We start from the raw sequence: 23,981 nt of genomic DNA, 5'->3' as shown, positions 1-23,981 counted from the left end.
ACGGGATATTTAGGAGTCTTTTATGGCCGTTGCCCTGAGCACCCTGGTAGCAGAAGCGGATCGTTACCTTGGCAGTTCGCGGATTGCCGATTATTGCCCCAATGGCCTGCAGGTCGAGGGGCGGCCCCAAGTCATGCGTATCGTCAGCGGCGTCACTGCCAGCCAGGCCTTGCTCGATGCCGCCGTCGAAGCCAGCGCCGACCTGATCCTGGTCCACCATGGCTACTTCTGGAAGGGCGAAAGCCCGTGCATCACCGGCATGAAGCAGCGCCGGCTCAAGACCCTGCTCAAACACGACATCAGCCTGCTGGCCTATCACCTGCCGCTGGACCTGCATCCGGATGTGGGCAACAACGTGCAACTGGCCCGGCAGCTGGAGATTACCGTAGAGGGTCCGCTGGACCCGGACAATGCCAAGGTGGTCGGCCTGGTCGGCTCTCTCGCCGAACCCATGACCGCCCGCGACTTTGCCCGCCACGTGCAGCAGGTCATGGGCCGCGAGCCGCTGTTGATCGAAGGCGAGCAGATGATCCGGCGAGTCGGCTGGTGCACCGGGGGTGGGCAGGGCTATATCGACCAGGCCGTGCAGGCCGGCGTCGACCTGTACCTGAGCGGTGAAGCATCCGAGCAGACTTTCCACAGCGCCCGGGAAAACGGCATCAGCTTCATCGCCGCCGGTCACCACGCCACCGAGCGCTACGGCGTGCAGGCGCTGGGGGAATACCTGGCGCGCCGGTTTGCCCTGGAGCACATCTTCATCGACTGCCCCAACCCCATTTAACAGCCAAACAGGCAGGTATATTGATATACCCTTTCGATCTAGTTGGCGTCCTGATTAGAAGGGGACGCTGTGCTAGGATCCCCGCTCGAACACGGCCCGGTGGCCGTTCATAAGAAAGTTTTCGTGAGTAGCCATGGTCGACAAACTGACGCATCTGAAACAGCTGGAGGCGGAAAGCATCCACATCATCCGCGAGGTGGCCGCCGAGTTCGATAACCCGGTGATGCTGTACTCCATCGGTAAAGACTCCGCCGTGATGCTGCACCTGGCACGCAAGGCGTTCTTCCCGGGCAAGCTGCCGTTTCCGGTGATGCACGTCGACACCCAGTGGAAATTCCAGGAGATGTACAGCTTCCGCGACAAGATGGTCGCCGAACTGGGCCTGGACCTGATCACCCACGTCAACCCGGACGGCGTTGCGCAGGGCATCAACCCGTTCACCCACGGCAGCGCCAAGCACACCGACATCATGAAGACCGAAGGCCTGAAACAGGCGTTGGACAAGCATGGTTTCGACGCCGCCTTCGGTGGTGCGCGCCGCGATGAAGAGAAGTCCCGCGCCAAGGAGCGCGTGTACTCGTTCCGCGACAGCAAGCACCGCTGGGATCCGAAAAACCAGCGCCCCGAGCTGTGGAACGTCTACAACGGCAAGGTCAACAAGGGCGAGTCGATCCGCGTCTTCCCGCTGTCGAACTGGACCGAGCTGGACATCTGGCAGTACATCTACCTCGAAGGCATCCCGATCGTGCCGCTGTACTTCGCCGCCGAGCGCGAAGTGATCGAGAAGAATGGCACGCTGATCATGATCGACGACGAGCGCATCCTCGAACACCTGAGCGATGAAGACAAAGCCCGCATCGTCAAAAAGAAAGTGCGTTTCCGTACCCTTGGTTGCTACCCGTTGACGGGCGCGGTGGAGTCCGAGGCCGAAAGCCTCACGGACATCATTCAGGAAATGCTCCTGACGCGAACTTCCGAGCGCCAGGGCCGTGTCATCGACCACGATGGCGCCGGCTCGATGGAAGACAAAAAACGTCAAGGTTATTTCTAAGGGGCTGTCATGTCGCATCAATCTGATTTGATCAGCGAGGACATCCTCGCCTACCTGGGCCAGCACGAGCGTAAAGAGCTACTGCGCTTTTTGACCTGCGGTAACGTCGACGACGGCAAGAGCACCCTGATCGGGCGCCTGCTGCACGACTCCAAGATGATCTACGAAGACCATCTGGAAGCCATTACCCGCGACTCGAAAAAAGTCGGCACCACCGGCGACGATATCGACCTGGCACTGCTGGTCGACGGCCTGCAGGCCGAGCGTGAACAGGGCATCACCATCGATGTCGCGTATCGCTATTTCTCCACCGCCAAACGCAAATTCATCATTGCCGATACCCCGGGCCATGAGCAGTACACCCGCAACATGGCCACCGGTGCGTCCACCTGTGACCTGGCGATCATCCTGGTCGATGCCCGCTACGGCGTGCAGACTCAGACCCGTCGCCACAGCTTCATCGCCTCGTTGCTGGGCATCAAGCACATCGTCGTGGCCATCAACAAGATGGACCTCAAGGACTTCGACCAGGGCGTGTTCGAGTCGATCAAGGCCGACTACCTGCAGTTCGCCGAAGGCTTGAAGATGAAGCCCACCAGCATGCACTTCGTGCCGATGTCGGCCCTCAAGGGCGACAACGTGGTGAACAAGTCCGAGCGCTCGCCGTGGTACACCGGTCAGTCGCTGATGGAAATCCTCGAGACCGTGGAAGTGGCGGGCGACCGCAACTTCACCGACCTGCGTTTCCCGGTGCAGTACGTCAACCGTCCCAACCTGAACTTCCGCGGTTTCGCCGGCACCCTGGCCAGCGGCATCGTCAAGAAAGGCGACGAAATCGTGGTCCTGCCTTCGGGCAAGAGCAGCCGCGTCAAATCCATCGTCACCTTCGAAGGTGAGCTGGAGCACGCCGGTCCTGGCCAGGCAGTGACCCTGACCATGGAAGACGAGATCGACATCTCCCGTGGCGACCTGTTGGTACATGCCGACAACGTGCCGCCGGTGACCGACAGCTTCGAAGCCATGCTGGTGTGGATGGCTGAAGAGCCGATGCTGCCGGGCAAGAAGTACGACATCAAGCGCGCCACCAGCTACGTGCCGGGCTCCATTGCCAGTATCGTCAACAAGGTCGACGTCAACACTCTGGAAGAAGGCCCGGCCAGTGCGTTGCAGTTGAACGAAATCGGCAAGGTCAGGATCGCGCTCGATGCGCCGATCGCCCTCGACGGTTACGAAAGCAACCGCACCACCGGCGCCTTCATCATCATCGACCGCCTGACCAATGGCACCGTCGGCGCCGGCATGATCGTCGCCCAGCCTTTGGCGCATGGCACCAGTACCCATCACGGCAAACTGGCGCACGTCGCTACCGAAGAGCGCGCTCAGCGCTTCGGCCAGCAACCGGCCACCGTGTTGTTCAGCGGCCTGTCGGGCGCCGGCAAGAGCACCCTGGCCTATGCGGTCGAGCGCAAGCTGTTCGACATGGGGCGTGCGGTGTTTGTCCTCGACGGCCAGAACCTGCGTCACGACCTCAACAAAGGTCTGCCACAGGATCGCGCCGGACGTACCGAGAACTGGCGTCGTGCCGCGCATGTGGCGCGTCAGTTCAACGAAGCCGGTCTGCTGACCCTGGCAGCGTTCGTTGCGCCGAGTTCCGAAGGTCGCGAGCAGGCCAAGGACCTGATTGGCAAGGACCGCCTGTTGACGGTCTACGTCCAGGCCTCGCCGGCAGTCTGTGCCGAACGTGACCCGCAAGGCCTGTACGCGGCGGCCGGGGACAACATCCCGGGCGAGTCCTTCCCGTACGACGTGCCGCTGGACGCCGACCTGGTGGTCGACACCCAGGCGCTGTCGCTGGAAGACAGCGTCAAGCAGGTGCTGGATCTGCTGCGTAGCCGCGGTGCGATCTAAGCGTTAGCCAGTAAAAAGAAACCCGCCGATGAGTGATCATCGGCGGGTTTTTTTGTGTCTTCAAAATCGCCTTCGCTGGCAAGCCAGCTCCCACAGGTTTCGCGCTCGTACACAACACCTGTACCCACTGAAAATCACCGTGGGAGCTGGCTTGCCAGCGATGAGGTCGGAACAGACGCCTTTTTACTTCGCTGGATACGCCCGATGCATCTGCTCCAGCAACGCATCCTTGTCTTCCCACAGCTGATTGATCCAGCCCTGGAACTGCAGGCGGTACTCGCCATCCTGCTCGTAGTTCTTGCCGATGAATTGCGGCGGGATCGGCAGCTCCTGGAAGTGCACCACCACCTCCTTCACATTGCCACACAGCAGGTCCCAGAAACCCGGGCGCCCGGCGGGGTAGTGAATGGTCACATTGACGATCGACTGCAGTTGTTCGCCCATGGCATCCAGCACAAAGGCAATCCCGCCGGCCTTGGGCTTGAGCAGGTAGCGGAACGGCGACTGCTGCTGTTTGTGCTTGGCCTCGGTGAAGCGTGTGCCCTCGGCGAAGTTGAACATGCCCACCGGATTGTTGCGAAACTTCGCACAGGTCTTGCGGGTGGTTTCCAGGTCCTTGCCTTTCTTCTCCGGGTGCTTTTCCAGGTAGGCCTTGGAATAGCGCTTCATGAACGGGAAGCCCAGGGCCCACCAGGCCAGACCAATCACCGGGACCCAGATCAGCTCCTGCTTGAGGAAAAACTTCAGCGGGCGGATTTTCCGGTTCAACAGGTACTGCAGGACCATGATGTCGACCCAGCTCTGGTGGTTGCTGGTGATCAGGTACGAGTGCTGGTAGTCCAGGCCTTCAAGGCCACTGAGGTGCCAGCGGGTACGGCAGACCAAGCGCATCCAGGCCTTGTTGTTGCTGATCCAGGCCTCATGGGTGTGGTTCATCAGCCAGGCGGTGAAGCGCTGGGTGAGGGCGAACGGCAAGACCTTGAAGATCGCCACGCAGAACAGGAACGAACACAACAACAGGGTGTTGAGTGCCAGTAGCAGCGCGGCGATCACGCCACGCACGGCGCCAGGGAGAAAATCCAGCATTTAGAGATCCATCGGTCGGTTGGCGGCCTGAATCGCGGTCAGGGCAATGGTGTAGACGATGTCGTCGACCTGCGCACCGCGCGGCAAATCGTTCACCGGTTTGCGCAGGCCTTGCAGCATCGGCCCGAGGCTGACGCAATCGGCACTGCGCTGCACGGCCTTGTGGGTGGTGTTGCCACTGTTGAGGTCGGGGAAAATGAACACCGTGGCACGCCCGGCCACCTGGCTGTTGGGTGCCAGTTGCCGGGCGACCGCTTCGTTGGCGGCGGCGTCATACTGCAGCGGTCCGTCGATCAGCAGCGAGTTTTGCGCTTCGTGGGCCAGGAGCGTGGCCTCGCGCACCTTCTCCACTTCTTCACCGCTGGCCGAGTCGCCGCTGGAGTAGCTGAGCATCGCCACCCGTGGCGTGATGCCGAAGGCGGCGGCGGAGTCGGCGCTTTGCAGGGCGATTTCCGCCAGCTCGCTGGCGCTGGGGTGCGGGTTCATGATGCAGTCGCCGTAGACCAGCACTTCCTCTGGAAACAGCATGAAGAACACCGAGGACACCAGGGTGCAGCCCGGTGCGGTTTTAATCAGTTGCAGGGCGGGGCGAATGGTATTGGCGGTGGAGTGAATGACCCCGGACACCAGCCCGTCGACCTCGTCCAGTGCCAGCATCATGGTGCCAATCACCACGGTGTCTTCCAGTTGCTGCTCGGCCATCGGCGCATTGAGGCTCTTGGTCTTGCGCAGGGCAACCATCGGTTCGACATAGCGGTCGCGGATCAGGTCCGGGTCGAGAATCTCCAGGCCTGGGGGCAACTCGATGCCCTGGGCACGCGCCACCGCCTCGACGTCCGCCGGTTTGGCCAGCAACACGCAACGGGCAATGCCGCGCGCCTGACAGATGGCCGCCGCTTGCACGGTCAAGGGCTCGCTGCCCTCGGGCAGGACGATGCGCTTGTTGGCCGCCTGGGCGCGCTGGATCAACTGGTAGCGGAACACCGCGGGCGACAGGCGCATTTCTCGCGGCGTACCGCAGCGCTGGTGCAGCCAGTTGGCGTCCAGGTGGCTGGCGACGAAGTCTGTGATGATTTCCGCGCGTTCGCGGTCGTCGATCGGGATTTCCTTGTTCAGGCCGTTCAACTGGTTGGCGGTGTCGTAGGAGCCGGTGCTCACCGACAGCACCGGCAAGCCGGCCTGCAACGCCCCGCGGCACAGGTCCATGATGCGCGGGTCGGGCAGGGTGTCACTGGTCAGCAGCAGGCCGGCCAGGGGGACGCCGTTCATCGCCGCCAGGCTGACGGCCAGGATGATGTCGTCGCGATCTCCCGGGGTCACCACCAGCACGCCGGGCTTGAGCAGCTCCACGGTGTTGCGCATGGTCCGTGCGCAAATGATGATCTTGGTCATGCGCCGGGTTTCGAAGTCGCCGGCATTGAGCACTTGCGCACCCATCAGGTCAGCCACATCGCGGGTGCGCGGGGCATTGAGTTCCGGCTGGAACGGGATGCAGCCAAGCAGCCTGAAGTCACCGCTGCGCAGCAACGGCGAGTGTTCTTTCAGGCGCGCGGCGAAGGCCTCCATGCTTTCCTCGGTCTTGACCTTGTTGAGGATCACACCGAGGACTTTCGGGTCTTTCGGGCCGCCGAACAGTTGTGCCTGCAACTCGACGCGCCCGGACAGTTCGGTGAGCACTTCGTTTTCCGGCGCCGAGACCAGGATCACCTCGGCGTCCAGGCTTTTGGCCAGGTGCAGGTTGACCCGGGCGGCATAGCTGGCACTGCGGGTCGGCACCATGCCTTCGACGATCAGCACGTCCTTGCCGATGGCGGCTTGCTGGTACAGGGTGATGATTTCTTCCAGCAACTCGTCCAGTTGGCCGTCGCCGAGCATCCGCTCGACATGGGCCAGGCCCAGTGGCTGGGGTGGTTTCAGGCCATGGGTGCGGGCCACCAGTTCGGTGGAGCGTTCCGGTCCGGTATCACCGGGGTGCGGTTGGGCAATCGGTTTGAAGAAGCCGACTTTCAACCCTGCACGTTCCAGGGTGCGCACCAGCCCGAGGCTGATGGAAGTCAGGCCCACACCAAAATCGGTGGGTGCGATAAAAAAAGTTTGCATGCGGATTCTCTAGAGGTGCATGGCAAGGTGAAGGCCTATGACTGGCCTCCTACCGAAATTTCAGACGCCAAGGTTATCGCTAACCGGGCCTTGAGCGCACCAACCGCAATCAAAGGGCTGGCCTATTTTTTCCTGGCGCTGCAATGGGTCCAGGACCCAGGCCCGGGATTGCCAGGGAGGCTGGTGGCGCAGGTGCTGGGTATGGCCACAGGACAGCTCGGCCACCCAGTGCCCATCCTGGTCCTGATGGAAACCGGTGATGATCGAAGCCTTCGAAGCGGGCCGTTGGTCCGGGTTCCGTTCGCTTTCGGGCGTTTGCTTCGCTAAACTTGTCCATTCTTTATTCTTCTGCAAAAGGTCTCGCCCCATGCTGATCGCCGCCAATAAGGCTGTCTCCATCGACTATACCCTGACCAACGACGCTGGTGAGGTCATCGACAGCTCCGCCGGCGGCGCGCCGCTGGTCTACCTGCAAGGCGCAGGTAACATCATTCCAGGCCTGGAAAAAGCCCTGGAAGGTAAAGCTGTCGGCGACGAACTGACCGTAGCTGTTGAACCTGAAGACGCTTACGGCGAATACGCCGCCGAGCTGGTCAGCACCCTGAGCCGCAGCATGTTCGAAGGCGTCGACGAACTGGAAGTGGGCATGCAGTTCCACGCTTCCGCGCCAGACGGCCAAATGCAGATCGTGACCATCCGTGACCTGGACGGCGACGACGTGACCGTTGACGGCAACCACCCGTTGGCTGGCCAGCGCCTGAACTTCCAGGTGAAGATCATCGCCATCCGTGACGCCAGCGAGGAAGAAGTCGCCCATGGTCACGTCCATGGCGAAGGTGGTCATCACCACTGATTTCTGCGCTAAGCTCAGGTATCTGGAGAGGCGCCTTTGGGCGCCTTTTTAGTCGGCGCCGGTTAAAGGGCGCCGGGCGAGAGTGCGGTTGAAGGGCGTTTCGAGAAAAACACGGGATATCTGGAGTTCATCATGAGTGCTTTTCACGACCTTACTTTAAAAGCGTTGGACGGCCAGGCGCTTCCGCTGGCGCCTTTCAAAGGGCGTGTCGTACTGGTGGTCAACGTGGCCTCCAAGTGTGGTTTGACCCCACAGTATGCCGCCCTGGAAAACCTCTACCAGCAGTACAAAGACCAGGGCTTCAGCGTGCTGGGGTTGCCTTGCAACCAGTTTGCTGGCCAGGAGCCGGGCACTGCCGACGAGATCAAGGCATTTTGCAGCCTCAACTACGGCGTGAGCTTTCCGTTGTCCAGCAAGCTGGAAGTCAACGGCCATGAGCGTCATCAGTTGTACCGTCTGTTGGCGGGCGAGGGTGCGGAGTTTCCTGGCGACATCACCTGGAACTTCGAAAAATTCCTGCTGGGCAAGGACGGTCGTGTGCTGGCGCGTTTCTCGCCGCGTACGGCACCGGATGATCCTGCGGTCGTCCAGGCTATCGAAAAAGCGCTGAGCTGATATCTCCCCCCTGTAGGAGCGAGTGCCCGCTTGCGGCTTGCTCGCGATGGTCGTCAACGATAACGCTGCGAGCCTGATACGGCGCGGCGTTCTCCAGTCCATCGCGAGCGAGCTCGCTCCTACAATATTTCCTATCTTTTGGTGCTTAATCACTGCAATCAATAGTGCTGTTCAACACGATGCTCACTCCATATTATCCCCGTCATAAACCTCGCATCCCTGTGGAGTGCCGCATGCCTGTACAAGCCTTGTTCAAACCGTTCCAGCTCGGCACCCTTGAACTGCCGACCCGCGTGGTCATGGCCCCAATGACCCGTTCGTTTTCCCCAGGCGGTGTGCCTAACTCCAAAGTCATCGAGTACTACCGCCGTCGCGCGGCGGCGGGCGTGGGCCTGATCATCACCGAGGGCACCACGGTAGGCCACAAGGCGGCCAACGGTTACCCGAACGTTCCGCAGTTCTATGGTGAAGCGGCCTTGGCCGGTTGGAAAAAGGTCGTGGACGCGGTGCATGCCGAAGGCGGCAAGATCGTTCCGCAGTTGTGGCACGTGGGTAGCGTGCGGCGCATCGGCACCGAGCCGGACGTCAGTGTTCCGGGCTATGGTCCATCGGAAAAACTCAAGGACGGCCAGGTCGTGGTGCACGGCATGACCGAGCAGGATATCCAGGAAGTGATCGCCGCCTTCGCCCAGGCCGCCAAGGACGCGCAGAGCATTGGCATGGACGGCGTGGAAATCCACGGCGCCCACGGCTACCTGGTGGACCAGTTCTTCTGGGAGACCAGCAACCAGCGTACCGATCAGTACGGCGGTAGCCTGGCCAATCGCTCGCGGTTTGCCATTGAGTTGATCCAGGCAGTGCGGGCAGCGGTCGGCGAAGGTTTCCCGATCATCTTCCGTTTCTCCCAGTGGAAGCAGCAGGATTACACCGCACGCCTGGTGCAGACGCCCGAGGCGCTGGGGGCGTTCCTCAAGCCGTTGTCTGACGCGGGTGTGGACATTTTCCATTGCTCGACACGACGTTTCTGGGAGCCGGAGTTTGACGGTTCCGACCTCAACCTGGCCGGCTGGACTCGCGTGCTGACCGGCAAACCGACCATCACCGTGGGCAGCGTGGGCCTGGACGGTGAGTTCCTGCAATTTATGGTCAACACCGACAAAGTGGCGCAGCCGGCCAGCCTGGAAAACCTGCTGGAACGCCTGAACAACGATGAATTCGATCTGGTGGCGGTGGGGCGTGCGTTGCTGGTCGACCCGGACTGGGCGCAGAAAGTCCGGGATGGCCGTGAAGGCGAGATCCTGCCGTTCAGTCGCGAAGCATTGATGACGCTGGTTTAAGCGCCACCGCAACCTTCTCTGACGCGGGGACCTGACAGGCCCCGCGCAATTGCTCTTCAAACTGCTCGATGATCGCCGCCCAGCCCTGGCGGCTGGCGTGCTGCCGCGCATTCAGACGCACGCAGCGCAGGGTTTCATCTTCCTCCAGCAACCACGCTGCCGCATCGCAGAACGCCTCTTCATCGCCTGGCATCGCCAACACTCCGTTGTAACCATGGCGAATATGCTGCGCCGCCGCGGCCTGGTCATAGGCCACTACGCCCAGCCCAGAGGCCAGGGCTTCCAGCACCACATTGCCGAAGGTTTCGGTCAGGCTCGGAAACACAAACACATCACCGCACGCATAGTGCGCGGCCAAGGCCTCACCGCGCTGTGATCCACAGAAAATCGCCTGCGGCAGATCCTTTTCCAGTGCCGCGCGTTGCGGCCCGTCGCCGACCACGATCAGTTTCAGATTGCGCTGTGGATAAGTGCTGCACAGCTGTTCGAAACAGCGTTTGAGCAGGCCAAGGTTTTTCTCGGGTGCGAGCCGACCGACGTGAATGACCGCAATGTCCCCCTCGGCCAGGCCCCATTGCTCACGCAAGGCATTGAGCCGCTTGGTCGGGTGAAACAACTGGCTGTCGACCCCCCGGGACAACAGCGCCAGACGCTCGAAATGCCGGCGCTCCAACTCCAGTTGCTGGCTGACGCTCGGCACCAGTGTCAGCGCCGAACGGTTGTGAAACCAGCGCAGGTAATGCGTCAGCATCCGGGTCAGCAAACCGAGGCCGTACTGACTGGTGTATTGCTGGAAATTGGTATGAAAACCGCTCACTACCGAGATCCCCAGGCGCCGTGCCGCGCGCAGGGCCGACAGGCCCAGCGGGCCTTCGGTGGCGATGTACAGCACGTCCGGGCGCTGGCGTTTCCAGCGCCTGAGCAATTTGTGCATCGACGACTGACCCCACTGCAACCCCGGATACCCCGGCAGCGGCCAGCCCCGGCAGAGCAGCAGGGCGTCGTCGCTGGCCAGGGCCTGATCGCCATCCTGGCGCGGGCGCACCAGCTCGACCTGATGCCCACGGGCGCGCAGGCCATCACACAGGCGGCCCAGGGTATTGGCCACGCCGTTGATTTCCGGAGGGAAGGTTTCGGTGATCAGGGTGATGTGCAGAGTTGTCGTCATGACCCCAGTGTCAGTGGGGGTCATGTCGTCATTGTGTCAGGGTGATGATGAATTGATGACCGGCTCAGCCCTGGCGAGTGACCAGGTTTTCCGCGCCGCGCTCACGGACCCAGAACAGGGTCGCCCCTGCCACCGCGGCCGGCATCATCAGGATGTTCACCACCGGAATCAGCAGCGCCAGATAGACGATCCCGCCGAAACTCATGCTCTGCCAGCGTTTTTCCCGCAGCCAGGCGAGCATCTCGTTCCAGCCCAGCTTGTGGTTGTCCGCCGGGTAGTCGATGTACTGGATCGCCATCATCCACACCCCGAAGATCAACCACAGCGGTGCGGCGATCAGGTTGACCACCGGAATGAACGACAGGATGAACAGTGCCAGCGCCCGGGGCAGGAAGTACCCCAGCTTGCGCATTTCCCGGGCCAGGGTCCGTGGGACCATGGCCATCAACTCGCCCCAACTGAAGGCCGGGAAGTCGTCGGTACCGCGGACCACCACTTCGACTTTCTCGGCAAGGAAGCCATTGAAGGGTGCTGCGATCACGTTGGCCAGCAGGGTGAAGGAGAAAAACACCATCAGCGCCACCAACACCACGAACATCGGCCAGAGCACATAACTGAGGAAGCTCAGCCAGTCGGGCAGCGACGGCATCAGGGTGTCGACCCACAGGCTGAATTGGTGGCCAGCCAGGTAGATCAAGCCGACGAACAGCACCAGGTTGATGGCCAGCGGCAGCAGCACGAACAAACGCAGGCTGGGACTCAAGACCAGCTTCAGGCCTTCGCGCAGGTATTGCGGGCCGGACAGAACGGGGGCGGGCATAAGGTGCTCCGAGCAAGGGGGAAAACGCGCCGACCTTACCGGCTTTGCCCCACAGGCGAAAGCGTGGCAAGCGGATCGACATTAACTGTAACAAAGGCGCCGTTAAATCGGCCGCTTGGAGATAGAGACCGCCTATGAGCTGGATTGTTAAACGGTATTTCCTTAATCTTCGCCTCCTCGATACGCTGCACCCATTATTTTTCAGGGCTGTCCCGCGATGCACTTCCCCAAGTGCTGGCACGGTCCTTTTTTATTCCAGCCGGCAATCCGGCACCCGCGCCAGGTCATACCGGCCGGTCGATAGGAGTGAGTCATGTCTGATGTACGTCATTCGCGAGTGATTATTCTCGGTTCCGGCCCTGCCGGTTACAGCGCCGCGGTCTATGCCGCCCGTGCCAACCTCAAGCCGCTGCTGATCACCGGCATGCAGGCTGGCGGTCAACTGACCACCACCACCGAAGTCGACAACTGGCCAGGCGACGTTCATGGCCTGACCGGCCCGGCGCTGATGGAGCGTATGAAAGAGCACGCCGAGCGTTTCGAGACCGAAATCGTGTTCGACCACATCAATGCCGTCGACTTCGCTGCCAAGCCTTACACCCTGACGGGCGACAGCGGCACTTACACCTGTGACGCGCTGATCATCGCCACCGGCGCCAGTGCGCGTTACCTGGGCCTGCCGTCGGAAGAGGCATTCATGGGCAAGGGCGTTTCGGCCTGTGCCACCTGCGATGGTTTCTTCTATCGCAACAAGCCGGTCGCAGTGGTTGGCGGCGGTAACACCGCTGTGGAAGAAGCCCTGTACCTGGCCAACATCGCCAGCACCGTCACCCTGGTTCACCGTCGCGAGACCTTCCGCGCCGAGAAGATCCTGATCGACAAGCTGAACGCCCGTGTGGCCGAAGGCAAGATCATCCTCAAGTTGAACGCCAACCTGGACGAAGTGCTGGGTGACAACATGGGCGTGACCGGTGCGCGCCTGAAGAACAACGACGGCAGCTTCGACGAGTTGAAAGTCGACGGCGTGTTCATCGCCATCGGCCACACCCCGAACACCTCGCTGTTCGAAGGCCAGTTGACCCTCAAGGATGGCTACCTAGTCGTGCAGGGCGGCCGTGACGGCAACGCTACTGCCACCAGCATCGAAGGTATCTTTGCCGCCGGTGACGTGGCCGACCACGTCTACCGCCAGGCCATCACCTCCGCCGGTGCCGGCTGCATGGCCGCACTGGACGCAGAGCGTTACCTGGACAACCTGAAGAACGCTTGATTCTTCGGGCATGAAAAAACCGGCTTCGGCCGGTTTTTTTGTAGCGCTGAAAAAGCTCCAGCGCTGCCGTCAGCGCCGAGTCAGCGGCTGTGCTGAAAGCTCAACTCCCGCCAAACCATGCACCATCAGCGCACGGATGTTGCCGTGGTCACTGCCTTCAGGGGTGTTCAGCACGGCACGGTAATGCTCACCGAATGCCAGCAGGGCTTCTTCATCGCTCAAGCCTTCCAGCAAGGCCAGGCCCAGGGTCTTGCACGAGCCTTCGTTCTGCCCGGCGGCGTTTTTCACGCCGCCGTTGTTGAAGGCTTGCGGCTGGTAGTCGTAGTTCGCGCCGATGAAGGCCAGGGTGTCGGCAAATGCATGTTCACCGCTCTTGAGGCTGGCGCGCAGGGTGTTCAGGTCAGTCATGGGTTTTTCCTTTGGCGAACGCCGCTTGCTGCTCGGCGCTGGCTTCTTGCTGATAGTGGGCTTTCCATTCGGCATACGGCATGCCGTAGACCACTTCGCGGGCGTCATCGAGGCTGACGTCGATCTGGCGTTCGTCGGCCGCGGCCTTGTACCACTTGGACAGGCAGTTACGGCAGAAGCCCGAGAGGTTCATCAGGTCGATGTTCTGCACGTCTTTGCGGCTGTCCAGGTGGGCAACCAGCCGGCGAAAGGCGGCGGCTTCGAGTTCCAGGCGTTGTTGTTCGGTCATGGCGGTCTCTGCGAGACAGCTTCAAGCGGCACGCTTCAAGCTGCAAGTTGGATGGCGGTGGCTGCCAGTTTACAGCGTGGCGCCGGGTGCTTGTAGCGACTACGCAGTCGCCCGACTGGCTGCGAGCGTAATCGACACCGACTCGGCGAACCGCAGGGCGTGGGGTTTGTCGACTTCGACCTCGGCGTACAGCACGCTCTGGTTGGCCATCACCAGGTCCAGCAATTCCTGGGTCATGCGTTCGAGCAGAGCAAAACGATTGCCCTCCACGTGCGCGATGATCGCCTTGGTAATGGTGCGATAGTTGAGCGCGTGATCGATGTCGTTATCGCGCACCGCTTCCTGCGCGGCGTAGAGGATCGTCAGGTTGATCAGCACGTCCTGCTTGTTGAGGATTTCGTCTTCATTGATGCCGATGAAGGTCCGCAGGCACAGGTCCTTGACCCGGATGCGGGCCATTCCTGGTTGAAGTTGTGGCATTGCTACTTGCTCCGTCCAATCAATTGCAGGAACTCCTGGCGGGTGTTGCTCGAGTCGCGGAAGGCGCCGAGCATGACCGAGGTGTTCATGGTCGAATTCTGTTTTTCCACGCCGCGCATCATCATGCACATGTGCCGGGCCTCGATCACCACCGCAACGCCGGCAGCCCCCGTCACGCGCTGCACAGCGTCGGCGATCTGCCGGGTGAGGCTCTCCTGGATCTGCAGGCGCCGGGCAAACATGTCGACGATCCTGGCGATCTTCGACAGGCCCAGCACCTTGCCGGTAGGAATATAAGCCACATGTGCCTTGCCGATGAAGGGCAGCAGGTGATGTTCGCAGAGTGAGTACAGTTCGATGTTGTCGACGATCACCATTTCATCGTTGTCAGAGGCAAACAAGGCGCCGTTGACGATCTCCTCGACGCTTTGCGCGTAACCATGACACAGGTACTGCATGGCCTTGGCCGCGCGGGCCGGGGTATCGAGCAGGCCTTCGCGGTCGGGGTCTTCGCCCAGGCCGATGAGGATCTCGCGGTAATTCTGGGGCAGGGACAATGGCATGGTACATCCTCGCGGGGGGGCCTATTTGACGTGCCGTCCGCCGTTGACGGTCAGGGTCGTACCGGTGACATAGGGGTTGTCCAGCAAATAGCGCAGGCTCTGGTAGACCACTTCGCTGCCGGGTTCGATGCCCAGCGCCGACTTGGCCAGGGCCTTGGCGCGGTACGCCGCGTCGTCGTCGGGGTTGAACAGTAGCAGGGCAGGGGCAATGCCGTTGACCTTGATGTGTGGCGCGTACTTGGCGGCGAACGACAGGGTCAGGCTATCGAGCCCGGCTTTGCTGGCGCAGTAGGCGATGTGCTGGCTGCTGCCCTTGCGTGTGACGTCGTCGCTGATGTGCACGATATCGGCGGGGCTCGAGCGCCTTAGCAGCTCGGCACACTGCAGGTTGATCAGGTAAGGCGCAAGCATGTGCACGTTGACCATCTGGGTGAAGGCCGCGACTTCGTTATCGGGCGTTTCCGCAGTCCATGCCGAGGCGTTGTGCACGATGGCCCGCAATTGTTGGGTGTGCCCCTTGAGCTCGGCGATGAAGGCGAGGATTCCGTCCTGCGTGGAGAAGTCGGCAAACAACGCAATTGCCCCCAGGTCGCGCAGGGTTTGCACGCCCGGGCGTTCGCTGCGGTAGCTGATGATCACCGGCTGTCCGGCTTCCAGCAACCGCAGCGCGCAATGCAGGCCAACGCGCTGGCTGGCGCCGGTGATGAGGATCGGGGCAGGGGAAGAGGTCATGAATGGCTCGCATCGCGGGTATGGCAAAACTATACCAGCGACTGGACGAGCCATGCCCCTTTTAGCGGTTCTGCGCAGTCGCCTCGGCTGGCAACGACGGTGCCGGCGTGCTGCTCAGCCAGTTGGCCAGCAGGCGGGTCGACAGTGGGATGAAGAAGTAGACCATCAACGGGGTCAGGGCCAGGGTGCTGATGAACACCCGGGGCAGCATGTCGAGGTCGCTGAGCAATGGGCCCAGGACAAAGTTGAACAGCAGCGAGACCGGAAAAAATGCCAGCCAGATGGCGACGGCCTGTTTCCAGCGCGGTGGACGCTGGCCGGCGGCGCCGAACCAGCCATCGATGCCACTGACCCGATGCTCCGAAGGGTGGGCGAACAGCTCGCTGCCACGCCCCAGCCAGGCCGTGCGCGAGGCGGAATGCTCCCAGGCGTGCAGGGTCTTTTCGTCGGCGAAGCGGAAAATGATCTGGAATTCGTCATCACCAGGCGGCGGGGCGAGCACACCGGAGCCCAGGTAGCCGGGAAAGTCGGTGGCCAGTTGTTCGCCTTCGCGCAGCCAGGCGATCAGTTCCTGATAGCGCCCGCTGGCAACGCGGCGCGCTACCATCAGGGTAACGGGTGAGGTAGACATTATGTATCTCCATAAAGCGGGGCGCGATTCCGGGTAGGAGGCGCGCCGAACACAGCCCGGGGTGGAGGGCTGAGTTACAACAAGCAAGGATTATTCCTGATTCTACGAATTACACCAGCGACCTTCGACGATCAGGCACCACTTGAATGTCGCCCATGGTTGCGCGATAGAATGGGATCCAATACGCAATGGATATCTACACGCCGATGCCCGTCATCACTGAGTCTCCCGAGCCGTTGCAGGCTGTTGATGCCATCAGTCAGGAACAAATGTTCCCGATTCGTGAAGTGGCGCGCCTGACTGGCGTGAATCCAGTGACGTTGCGTGCCTGGGAGCGACGCTACGGCTTGATCCAGCCAACGCGCACCGAAAGCGGGCATCGGCTGTATTCCCTGACCGATATCGAGCAGATTCGCAGCATTCTGAGCTGGATCGCACGGGGGGTGGCGGTCAGCAAGATCGGCCAGCTTCTGGCCAGGAGCCAGGCCGCGCAGGTGTTGTCGAGCATTGTTCCGGACTCGTTGGTCCAGGCCGATTATGCCCAGTGGCAGGGCCAGGTCCGCACGGCATTGAGCAATTATGATGACCTGGAACTGGCGCGGATCTACGGCCAGGTGTTCTCCACCTATTCATTGAATGTGGTGTTCCAGGACATCTTTATGCCGGTGTGGATGCAGGCGCTGCAGCAAAAGGAGATCTTCGGGCAAACCAGTGAATGGGTCATGCTCGACGCCTTCCTGCGCTCACGGGTGCAACAGCGACTGAACCTGTTGCGCGGCTCACTGCCGGCTCGGGTTGCGGTGGCGGCAATCGACGGGCATTGCCATGAACTGGAGTTGCTGCTGAGCGCATTGTTCCTGAGCGGTGGCGAGGTGGGCGTCCGGGTGCTGGCGCTGGGCAAGCCTTTCGAGGAGCTGACCCTGGTCTGTGAAAAAATCCGGCCCCAGGCGCTGGTGCTGGTGTCCAATCGGGCCCCGGCAGCTGACTTTACCCGGCGACTGAATCGGCTGGCGATGACCCTGCAGTGTCGCCTGTTGTTGTGCGGCGATGCTTCGCAGCTGGCGCAGGAGAGCCTGGCCGGTTCGTCTATCGGCTGCCTGGGTAATGACGGGGGCTTGATGCGTCAGCGTCTGCAGCTATTTCTTGGCGGAACGCTGGATACCTGAAATTCAGACGTGCAGGGTGGGGTGGGTCAGGCGATGTTGCTGCAGGATGTATTGGCGCAAGCGCTCGGTTTCCACCGTGTTGCCTTGGTTGAGCTGATAGGCGTAGTAACCCTGCTCGTTCTGCCGCTCGAAGGTGCCGCGCAAGGCAATGCGCTCGTAACCTGAAGGGCTGAACCACAGCGCGAAACTCTTCGGTGGTTTGGTGCGGTTGCGCACTTCCAGCAAAATGCCTTTGAACGACACTTCGTGGACCCACAGGGTGCCCGGCTGGCCTTTGGCATTCTCCAGGGCGACCGGTTCTTCCAGGGTCAGGCGCCAAGGACGCACCGTCTTGGGCCCGCCTTCATAAATGCTCGGTACCCCCAGGCGCAAATGCAGCGCATGGAACTCATCTTCCACCAGGTGCAGCGGAAAGGTCATCTGCTGGTTCTCGAACTGTGCCTGGATAGTCACCTGTTCGTTGGCCGCCAGGCGCGTCAGCAGATCGCGGATTTGCGAGCCCCCATTGACCAGCAGGCTCGACGTCGCATCACGCATGTTGAGCTGCGGGTTATGTTGCATGGTCTGGATGAAATCCAGCTCATCCTGGGTGAGGAGGGCATCGTGCTGCATGGCTAGCTCGAAAGATATAGTTACAAAGTTAGTGGTGATTGTAGTTAGTGACCGTTAATTCGCCTGCAGGTTCTGACCGTTGGTCGTTTTCATTGCCTGCAACTCAGCCTGAGTGGTCGCCAATTGCGCCTCCAGGTGTGCCACACGCTGCAAGGCCTTGACCTGGACGGTGACATCTTTTTGCACTCCGACAATGTAGGTCTGTTTGTCGCTCTCATTAAAAACAGTTGAAAGTGACAGTTCATTCCAGAATGGAGTGCCATCCTTGCGATAGTTTTTCAGGACCTCACAGCAAGATCCTCCATTTTCAAGGGTTTCGCGAATCCGTGCCAAGGCGGCCTGGTCTCGATCGCCAGACTGGAGAAAACGACAGTCCTGGTACAGGATTTCATCAGCGCTGTAGCCGGTGAGCTTTTCGAAGGCCGGGTTCACGTAAATCAGAATGTTATCTTCGCCTTCCCTTTCAGCAATCACGATTCCATCGTTCGAAGCATTGATCACCAGTTGCAGCAATTGTGCATTGATCATCGGATCGGGTCCTTTGCAGGCTACAGAGTGGTTGTCATTCTAAGGCAAGGCTGTCCACTTGCCATCGTGCCAAATGGGAGTCAATCGCGATTTATTTCCGGCAACTGGTAAGATCCCGGTCTTTGACTCAGTTGCAGGATCAGATTGATGAAAGTCGCCATCATTTCCGGCTCGGTGTACGGCACGGCAGAAGAAGTTGCCCGGCACGCGTCGAAACTCCTCGAGACAGCAGGTTTCCAGACGTGGCATAACCCACGCGCCACCCTCGCCGATATTCAGACGTTTGGCCCCGAAGCCTTTCTGGCCGTGACCTCGACCACCGGCATGGGTGAGTTGCCGGACAACCTGCAGCCGCTGTATTCGATGATTCGTGATCAATTGCCAGGCGCCTGGCGTGGCTTGCCTGGGGCGGTGATCGGCCTCGGCGATGCCAGCTACGGCGATACTTTCTGTGGCGGCGGTGAACAACTGCGTGAGCTGTTCGGTGAACTGGGCGTGCGCGAAGTGCTGCCAATGCTGCGCCTGGACGCCAGCGAGAGCGTGACCCCGGAAAGCGATGCCGAGCCCTGGCTGGCGGAGTTGATCACGGCTCTGCGCGGCTGACCGGAAACTCGCGCAACAACGCGAGCCAAGCCTGGGCGGCTTTCGACAGATAGGCGTCCTGACGCCAGATAAACGCGATGTCCCAGCGCAGTTCACGGGGCGCCTGCAACTTCAGGCGCACCACCCCCGGACGAACCAGGCCACGCGCGACCACCCGCGGCAACAGCACTACGCCTTGTCCCGCCGCCACCAGGGCCACGAGAAAATCCGCCTGCCCGCTTCGCCCGCCCTCCCTGGGTGTAAAGCCCACTTGCTGGCACGCCTGCAGCAGGCGTTCATTGAGCACAAAGCTGCGCTGGTACAGCAGGAACGGGGTATCCGCCAACTCTTCCAGGCGTACGCTGGCCTTGCCGGCCAATGGATGGTCCGCCGCCAGCAGCGCATCCAGGGGTTCGTCGCAGAACGGCTGCCAGGCGAACTGCGGGTCCTGAGGCAGCAGGCTGCCACCCAGTTCCAGTTCTCCGCTGAGCACGGCCTGCTCAATGTTCAGGCTGCCGCCTTCCAGCAACTGCACGCTGATGTTCGGATAACGCCGGCGGTACTCGGCGAACAAGCCGGCGAACAGCGCATCGCTGCCCAGCAGCGGCAGGCCCAGGCGCAATTCGCCACGGCGCAGGTCACTCAGGTCGTCGAGTTCGCTCAGCAGTTCATTGCGCAAGCGCAACATGCCCTCGGCGCGTTGCAGGACGACCGTGCCGGCCGCCGTCAACCGCACCTGTGACCCTAGTCGCTCCAGCAACAGCACGCCCAGGCTGTGCTCCAGCTGTGCCACTTGTTTGCTCACCGCCGATTGGCTGATGTGCAAGGTCTTGGCGGCCTGGGTAAAGCCACCCTGATGGACGACTTCAATGAAACTGCGCAGCTGTTTGAATTCCATTGTCGGATTCCGTTTTGGAATAGTCTTGAGTCTAACAATTCGCTTCGGTGATGACAGCCCGCTCTTTAAAATGGCTTCCTGTGAGGAGCCAACCGATGAACGTAACACGCGTCAAAAAACTCGCCCGCCTGCTCGCTGAACTGGTGGTGTTGGCGGCTATTTATCTGCTCGGATGCCAGTTGGCCCTATGGCTGGCCTGGCCGATTCCGGGCGGGGTGCTGGGCCTGGCGCTGTTGCTGCTGGTATTTGCCCTGGGGTGGGTCAAGCCGGCGGCGCTGCAGAGGGGGGCCGGGCTGTTGATGGCCGAGATGTTGCTGTTCTTCATTCCGGCCCTGATGAGCCTGCTCGACTACGGTGGCCTGCTGCGCCATGAGGGTTGGCGGATCCTCGTGGTGATCGCGGTCAGTACCCTGCTGGTCATGCTGGTAACGGCATTCACGGTCGAATGGGTCTGTCGTTGGAGGCTGGCTCATGAGAAGTGAGTGGATGCCGCTGTTCTGGCTGGTCTTTACCCTGGCCGCCTATGTCTTGAGTCGCTGGCTGTATCGACGCAGCGGACGTTACCTGGTGTCGCCGCTGATTCTGGTGCCCGTGCTGTTGCTGGTGGTGGCAGTGCCGCTGCACACGGCCTATAGCGAGTATGCACAAAATACCCACTGGCTGATGGCGTTGCTGGGACCGGTCACCGTGGCGTTCGCGGTGCCGATCTGGCAGCAGCGCCAGTTGCTGGCGCGGCATTGGTCAGCGTTGTTGGTGGGGATGCTGGCCGGCAGCGTCGCATCGATTGGTAGTTCGTTTGGCCTGGCCCGGCTCCTGGCGCTGGACAGTTCGATAACCCTGTCGCTGCTGCCGCGCTCGATCACCACGCCATTCGCCATGCCGCTGGCCCACGACCTGGGTGGCGTACCGGAGCTGACGGCGGTGTTCGTCATGTTCACCGGGGTGTTTGGCGCCATGCTCGGCGGGATCCTGCTCAAGTGGTTGCCACTGCGCAGCGCCTTGGCCCGTGGTGCATTGTTCGGGGTCGGGGCCCATGGCGCTGGCGTCAGTCGAGCCCATGAGGTGGGCGGGGAAGAAGGTTCGGTGGCGGGATTGGTGATGGTCCTGACGGGGTTGTTGAACCTGTTCGCGGCGCCATTGCTGATGCACATACTGTGATCCACTGCACAGTGGATCTTGCTTGAAAGCCAACTGACTCGTTGGGTCAGTAAGCTGGCTGCCAATGCAACTACCCGAATCCCGACAGCTGACTAGACTGCGTTCACACCCACAAAATAATAAAAAACCCGAGGTCCTTGCCGTGAGCGTAGCCCCCGTCCAGTCAAGCCTGAGCGTAAAAGATCAGGTCAGCCCCACCGAGTGGCAGGCCCGAGTCGACCTGGCGGCCTGTTATCGCCTGGTGGCCGCCCATGGCTGGGATGACTTGATCTTCACGCACATCTCGGCCAAGGTCCCCGGTACCGAAGATTTCCTGATCAATCCGTTTGGCATGATGTTCCACGAAATCACCGCGTCGAGCCTGGTCAAGGTCGACCAGGCCGGCAACAAGCTGATGGACAGCCCCTACGAGATCAACCCCGCCGGCTACACCATCCACAGCGCCGTGCACGAAGTGCGTCACGACGTGGTCTGTGTCCTGCATACCCATACCGCCGCGGGCGTGGCCGTTTCGGCGCAAAAACAAGGGGTGCTGCCGATCAGCCAGCAATCCTTGTTTGTCCTTTCCAGCCTGGGTTATCACGCCTACGAAGGGGTGGCGCTCAATCACGAAGAAAAGGCTCGATTGCAGGCCGACCTGGGTGACAAGCATTTTCTGATGCTGCACAACCATGGGCTGTTGACCTGTGGCAGCACCATCGCCGATACCTTTCTGATGATGTTTACCTTCCAGCGGGCCTGCGATATCCAGGTGCTGGCGCAGAACGGTGGCGCTGAGCTGATAGCCATCGAGCCGCAGATCCTCGCGGGGGCCAAGGCGATGATTGCCGGCGTGACCAAAAGTGCTCAAGGAATGGGGGGCGCGCTGGCCTGGCCGGCGCTGCTGCGTAAACTCGATAAACAAGACCCGGGTTATAAACTCTAATGGCACTCGCCGAGATTCCACTGTGCGTCTGGCGCAAACGCAGCCAGAGCTTTGTATTCCGGGGTCAGACCATTCGTTATTGGGTGGCCGGGCAGGGTGAGCCCTTACTGCTTATCCACGGTTTTCCTACCGCCAGTTGGGATTGGCACTACCTATGGCAGCCCCTGGCCCAGCGCTATCGAGTCATTGCCTGCGACATGCTGGGCTTCGGCGATTCGGCCAAACCCATGGGCCATGAGTACTGCCTGTTGGAGCAGGCCGACTTGCAACAGGCGTTGCTGGCGCACCTGGGCATCGATCAGCCAGTGCACCTGCTGGCCCATGACTACGGCGACAGCGTCGCCCAGGAATTGCTCGCCAGGCACCAGGAGGCGCGCAGCAATATCGCCAGCTGTGTGTTCCTCAATGGCGGCCTTTTCCCCGAGACCCATCGCCCGGTACTGATGCAAAAGCTGTTGCTCAGCCCCTTGGGCTGGATGATCGGTCGTGCCTTCACCCGCGATGCCCTGGTCAAGAGCTTCCGGCAGATCTTCGGTCCGCAGACTCGGCCCAGCGAAAGCGAGCTGGACGATTTCTGGAGCCTGATCGACAACAACCGCGGGACGCGGATCATGCACAAGCTGATCCAGTACGTGCCCCAGCGCCGTGTACACCGCGATCGCTGGCTCACGGCGATGCAATCGGGTGAAGTGCCGTTGCGCGTGATCGACGGCGAAGTCGACCCGGTTTCCGGTGCCCACATGGTCGAGCGTTATCGGCAATTGATTGCCGATGCCGACACCGTGCTATTGCCCGGGATTGGTCATTACCCACAAATCGAAGCCCCGGTGCAGGTGCTCAAGCACTACCTGGCGTTTCGTGAAGAGCTGGACTCTCCCGCCTTGAAGATCGCCTGCTCCTGAGGTGTTCGTCGGCCAACCTGACCCTGCCACCCGATGAGCGCCTGCCGCGCAATCATCCCCGTGCCTTATCGCGCACCATTCAGCCCCAGCCCAGTTGATTGTGAGCCCGGCCCCCGTGCCTGACACTCGGTTCCACTGTCCTTGGCCTGCTGGAGTTGGGTAATGAATGAGTCTGTGCGTTTCGAAGATAAAGTCGTGATCGTCACCGGTGCGGGCGGCGGCCTGGGACGGGCCCATGCACTGTTGTTCGCCAGGCAGGGCGCCCGGGTGGTGGTCAACGACTTGGGTGGCTCCGCGCAAGGCGAGGGTGCCAACGCCTCCGCCGCCGACCGTGTGGTGGCAGAGATCCGGGAGGCGGGCGGCAGTGCCGTGGCCAACCATGACTCGGTGACCGACGGCGAAAAAATCGTCCAGCACGCCCTCGATGCCTTTGGCCGTGTCGATGTGGTGGTCAACAACGCCGGGATCCTGCGGGACAAGACCTTCCATAAAATGGACGACAGCGACTGGGACCTGGTGTACCGGGTTCATGTCGAAGGTGCCTACAAAGTCACCCGCGCCGCCTGGCCGCACATGCGTGAACAAAACTACGGTCGGGTGATCTTCACCGCTTCCACCTCGGGTATCTACGGCAACTTCGGCCAGTCCAACTACGGCATGGCCAAGCTCGGTCTCTATGGCCTGACCCGGACCCTGGCCATCGAAGGGCGCAAGAACAACATCCTGGTCAACGCCATCGCCCCCACCGGGGGCACCCGCATGACCGAAGGCCTGATCCCGCCGCAAGTGTTCGAACAACTGAAGCCGGAACTGGTCAGCCCGCTGGTGGTGTACCTGGCCAGCGAAAACTGCCAGGAAACCTCGGGCCTGTTTGAAGTCGGCGGCGGCTGGATGGGCAAGGTTCGCTGGGAGCGCAGCCTCGGCGCCGGCTTTGATCCGCGCCAGGGCTTTTCCCCGGAAGACGTGGCAGCCCATTGGCAGCAGATCTGCGACTTCGAAGGTGCGGCGCATCCGAAGGACAACATTGAAGCGCTGAAGGAAATGATGGGGAATCTGCAGAAGTATTCGTTGTAAGGGGGCAGGGGGCGAGCGCAAGCCTGGCTGCTTGTGCTCGGACT

The 23,981-nt window shown here is 61.2% G+C and carries 28 protein-coding genes; 14 read left to right on the top strand and 14 right to left on the bottom strand.

What is annotated here, in order from left to right; all coding sequences use genetic code 11:
• The first annotated feature begins 22 nt into the window (after window positions 1–22).
• From Q1W70_RS05855 to cysN, 3 genes are all read left to right on the top strand, one after another.
• Window positions 23–781, top strand: coding sequence for a Nif3-like dinuclear metal center hexameric protein (locus tag Q1W70_RS05855; protein WP_166588748.1), 759 nt, complete (start codon window positions 23–25; stop codon window positions 779–781).
• A 133-nt stretch (window positions 782–914) separates the two neighbouring features.
• Entirely contained in the window at window positions 915–1,832 is a 918-nt protein-coding gene (gene cysD, locus Q1W70_RS05850) for a sulfate adenylyltransferase subunit CysD (RefSeq protein ID WP_060542996.1), read from the top strand.
• Between the two features lie 9 nt (window positions 1,833–1,841).
• Window positions 1,842–3,740 (top strand): sulfate adenylyltransferase subunit CysN, encoded by a 1,899-nt coding sequence (gene cysN, locus Q1W70_RS05845; RefSeq protein WP_166588747.1) that lies wholly within the window; start codon window positions 1,842–1,844, stop codon window positions 3,738–3,740.
• A gap of 183 nt (window positions 3,741–3,923) precedes the next feature.
• Here the strand turns inward: cysN and yihG are convergent, their stop codons facing one another.
• Genes yihG through Q1W70_RS05830 form a run of 3 tightly spaced genes read right to left on the bottom strand, consistent with a single transcriptional unit; the run spans window position 3,924 to window position 7,325 of the window.
• Complete coding sequence (gene yihG, locus Q1W70_RS05840) at window positions 3,924–4,826, bottom strand: 1-acylglycerol-3-phosphate O-acyltransferase, YihG family (protein ID WP_265537180.1); 903 nt, start codon at window positions 4,824–4,826, stop codon at window positions 3,924–3,926.
• Complete coding sequence (gene pta / locus Q1W70_RS05835; protein WP_166588746.1) at window positions 4,827–6,926, bottom strand: phosphate acetyltransferase; 2,100 nt, start codon at window positions 6,924–6,926, stop codon at window positions 4,827–4,829.
• A 60-nt stretch (window positions 6,927–6,986) separates the two neighbouring features.
• On the bottom strand, window positions 6,987–7,325 hold the full coding sequence (locus tag Q1W70_RS05830) for a DUF3565 domain-containing protein (RefSeq protein ID WP_166588745.1): 339 nt from the start codon (window positions 7,323–7,325) through the stop codon (window positions 6,987–6,989).
• Between Q1W70_RS05830 and Q1W70_RS05825 the strand changes: the two genes are divergently transcribed.
• The 3 genes from Q1W70_RS05825 (at window position 7,294) to Q1W70_RS05815 (ending at window position 9,731) form a co-directional block, all read left to right on the top strand.
• Window positions 7,294–7,779, top strand: a complete 486-nt coding sequence (locus Q1W70_RS05825; RefSeq protein ID WP_166588744.1) for an FKBP-type peptidyl-prolyl cis-trans isomerase — start codon at window positions 7,294–7,296, stop codon at window positions 7,777–7,779. The two genes, Q1W70_RS05830 and Q1W70_RS05825, sit on opposite strands and share 32 nt — an antisense overlap.
• 132 nt (window positions 7,780–7,911) lie before the next feature.
• Complete coding sequence (locus Q1W70_RS05820; protein WP_166588743.1) at window positions 7,912–8,394, top strand: glutathione peroxidase; 483 nt, start codon at window positions 7,912–7,914, stop codon at window positions 8,392–8,394.
• A 233-nt stretch (window positions 8,395–8,627) separates the two neighbouring features.
• A complete protein-coding gene (locus Q1W70_RS05815; RefSeq protein WP_302098677.1) occupies window positions 8,628–9,731 on the top strand; it encodes an NADH:flavin oxidoreductase in 1,104 nt (367 codons plus the stop codon).
• Here the strand turns inward: Q1W70_RS05815 and Q1W70_RS05810 are convergent.
• Both Q1W70_RS05810 and cysZ read right to left on the bottom strand, forming a co-directional pair.
• Entirely contained in the window at window positions 9,700–10,923 is a 1,224-nt protein-coding gene (locus Q1W70_RS05810; protein ID WP_166588741.1) for a glycosyltransferase family 4 protein, read from the bottom strand. The genes Q1W70_RS05815 and Q1W70_RS05810 overlap by 32 nt on opposite strands.
• Before the next feature lie 40 nt (window positions 10,924–10,963).
• Window positions 10,964–11,719 carry a sulfate transporter CysZ gene (gene cysZ, locus Q1W70_RS05805; RefSeq protein WP_166588740.1) on the bottom strand — a complete coding sequence of 252 codons (756 nt, stop codon included), beginning with the start codon at window positions 11,717–11,719 and terminating at the stop codon, window positions 10,964–10,966.
• A gap of 313 nt (window positions 11,720–12,032) precedes the next feature.
• Between cysZ and trxB the strand changes: the two genes are divergently transcribed.
• Entirely contained in the window at window positions 12,033–12,989 is a 957-nt protein-coding gene (trxB, locus tag Q1W70_RS05800; RefSeq protein ID WP_027618551.1) for a thioredoxin-disulfide reductase, read from the top strand.
• 69 nt (window positions 12,990–13,058) lie between these two features.
• Here the strand turns inward: trxB and Q1W70_RS05795 are convergent, their stop codons facing one another.
• The 6 genes from Q1W70_RS05795 to Q1W70_RS05770 form a co-directional block, all read right to left on the bottom strand.
• On the bottom strand, window positions 13,059–13,397 hold the full coding sequence (locus Q1W70_RS05795) for a HopJ type III effector protein (protein ID WP_166588739.1): 339 nt from the start codon (window positions 13,395–13,397) through the stop codon (window positions 13,059–13,061).
• Window positions 13,390–13,686 carry a DUF1244 domain-containing protein gene (locus Q1W70_RS05790; RefSeq protein ID WP_166588738.1) on the bottom strand — a complete coding sequence of 99 codons (297 nt, stop codon included), beginning with the start codon at window positions 13,684–13,686 and terminating at the stop codon, window positions 13,390–13,392. Before Q1W70_RS05790 ends, Q1W70_RS05795 begins: the two co-directional genes overlap by 8 nt.
• Before the next feature lie 99 nt (window positions 13,687–13,785).
• Window positions 13,786–14,166, bottom strand: coding sequence for a dihydroneopterin triphosphate 2'-epimerase (gene folX / locus Q1W70_RS05785; protein WP_166588737.1), 381 nt, complete (start codon window positions 14,164–14,166; stop codon window positions 13,786–13,788).
• 2 nt (window positions 14,167–14,168) lie between these two features.
• Window positions 14,169–14,729, bottom strand: a complete 561-nt coding sequence (gene folE, locus Q1W70_RS05780; protein WP_166588736.1) for a GTP cyclohydrolase I FolE — start codon at window positions 14,727–14,729, stop codon at window positions 14,169–14,171.
• A gap of 21 nt (window positions 14,730–14,750) precedes the next feature.
• Window positions 14,751–15,461 carry a dihydromonapterin reductase gene (gene folM, locus Q1W70_RS05775; RefSeq protein WP_166588735.1) on the bottom strand — a complete coding sequence of 237 codons (711 nt, stop codon included), beginning with the start codon at window positions 15,459–15,461 and terminating at the stop codon, window positions 14,751–14,753.
• Window positions 15,462–15,522: 61 nt separating this feature from the next.
• Window positions 15,523–16,092: an antibiotic biosynthesis monooxygenase gene (locus tag Q1W70_RS05770; protein WP_166588734.1), complete on the bottom strand. Its 570-nt coding sequence runs from the start codon at window positions 16,090–16,092 to the stop codon at window positions 15,523–15,525.
• Window positions 16,093–16,298: 206 nt separating this feature from the next.
• Between Q1W70_RS05770 and Q1W70_RS05765 the strand changes: the two genes are divergently transcribed.
• Window positions 16,299–17,258 carry a MerR family transcriptional regulator gene (locus Q1W70_RS05765; RefSeq protein ID WP_166588799.1) on the top strand — a complete coding sequence of 320 codons (960 nt, stop codon included), beginning with the start codon at window positions 16,299–16,301 and terminating at the stop codon, window positions 17,256–17,258.
• Window positions 17,259–17,261: 3 nt separating this feature from the next.
• On the opposite strand, the gene Q1W70_RS05760 is transcribed toward Q1W70_RS05765, so the two are convergent.
• Window positions 17,262–17,870: a hypothetical protein gene (locus tag Q1W70_RS05760; protein WP_166588733.1), complete on the bottom strand. Its 609-nt coding sequence runs from the start codon at window positions 17,868–17,870 to the stop codon at window positions 17,262–17,264.
• 54 nt (window positions 17,871–17,924) lie between these two features.
• Entirely contained in the window at window positions 17,925–18,398 is a 474-nt protein-coding gene (locus Q1W70_RS05755; protein WP_166588732.1) for a PAS domain-containing protein, read from the bottom strand.
• A 147-nt stretch (window positions 18,399–18,545) separates the two neighbouring features.
• Between Q1W70_RS05755 and Q1W70_RS05750 the strand changes: the two genes are divergently transcribed.
• Window positions 18,546–19,001, top strand: a complete 456-nt coding sequence (locus Q1W70_RS05750) for a flavodoxin (RefSeq protein WP_166588731.1) — start codon at window positions 18,546–18,548, stop codon at window positions 18,999–19,001.
• Here Q1W70_RS05750 and Q1W70_RS05745 read toward each other — a convergent pair.
• Window positions 18,982–19,878 (bottom strand): LysR family transcriptional regulator, encoded by an 897-nt coding sequence (locus Q1W70_RS05745; RefSeq protein ID WP_182343546.1) that lies wholly within the window; start codon window positions 19,876–19,878, stop codon window positions 18,982–18,984. The genes Q1W70_RS05750 and Q1W70_RS05745 overlap by 20 nt on opposite strands.
• A gap of 95 nt (window positions 19,879–19,973) precedes the next feature.
• Between Q1W70_RS05745 and Q1W70_RS05740 the strand changes: the two genes are divergently transcribed.
• The 5 genes from Q1W70_RS05740 (at window position 19,974) to Q1W70_RS05720 (ending at window position 23,937) form a co-directional block, all read left to right on the top strand.
• Window positions 19,974–20,360 carry a CidA/LrgA family protein gene (locus tag Q1W70_RS05740; RefSeq protein WP_166588729.1) on the top strand — a complete coding sequence of 129 codons (387 nt, stop codon included), beginning with the start codon at window positions 19,974–19,976 and terminating at the stop codon, window positions 20,358–20,360.
• Window positions 20,350–21,036: an LrgB family protein gene (locus Q1W70_RS05735; RefSeq protein ID WP_166588728.1), complete on the top strand. Its 687-nt coding sequence runs from the start codon at window positions 20,350–20,352 to the stop codon at window positions 21,034–21,036. The genes Q1W70_RS05740 and Q1W70_RS05735 overlap by 11 nt, the downstream gene beginning before the upstream one ends.
• A 142-nt stretch (window positions 21,037–21,178) precedes the next feature.
• Complete coding sequence (locus Q1W70_RS05730; RefSeq protein ID WP_166588727.1) at window positions 21,179–21,961, top strand: class II aldolase/adducin family protein; 783 nt, start codon at window positions 21,179–21,181, stop codon at window positions 21,959–21,961.
• The gene (locus Q1W70_RS05725) at window positions 21,961–22,863 is read left to right on the top strand and encodes an alpha/beta fold hydrolase (RefSeq protein ID WP_166588726.1); all 903 of its coding nucleotides are present in this window, start codon (window positions 21,961–21,963) and stop codon (window positions 22,861–22,863) included. The genes Q1W70_RS05730 and Q1W70_RS05725 overlap by 1 nt, the downstream gene beginning before the upstream one ends.
• A 162-nt stretch (window positions 22,864–23,025) precedes the next feature.
• The gene (locus Q1W70_RS05720; RefSeq protein ID WP_166588725.1) at window positions 23,026–23,937 is read left to right on the top strand and encodes an SDR family oxidoreductase; all 912 of its coding nucleotides are present in this window, start codon (window positions 23,026–23,028) and stop codon (window positions 23,935–23,937) included.
• The last annotated feature ends 44 nt before the right edge of the window (window positions 23,938–23,981 follow it).

This window comes from Pseudomonas kielensis (assembly GCF_030505375.1).
Classification (GTDB): domain Bacteria; phylum Pseudomonadota; class Gammaproteobacteria; order Pseudomonadales; family Pseudomonadaceae; genus Aquipseudomonas; species Aquipseudomonas kielensis.
Note: the sequence above shows the minus strand (reverse complement) of the source record. Positions and strands in the feature narration are given on the sequence as shown.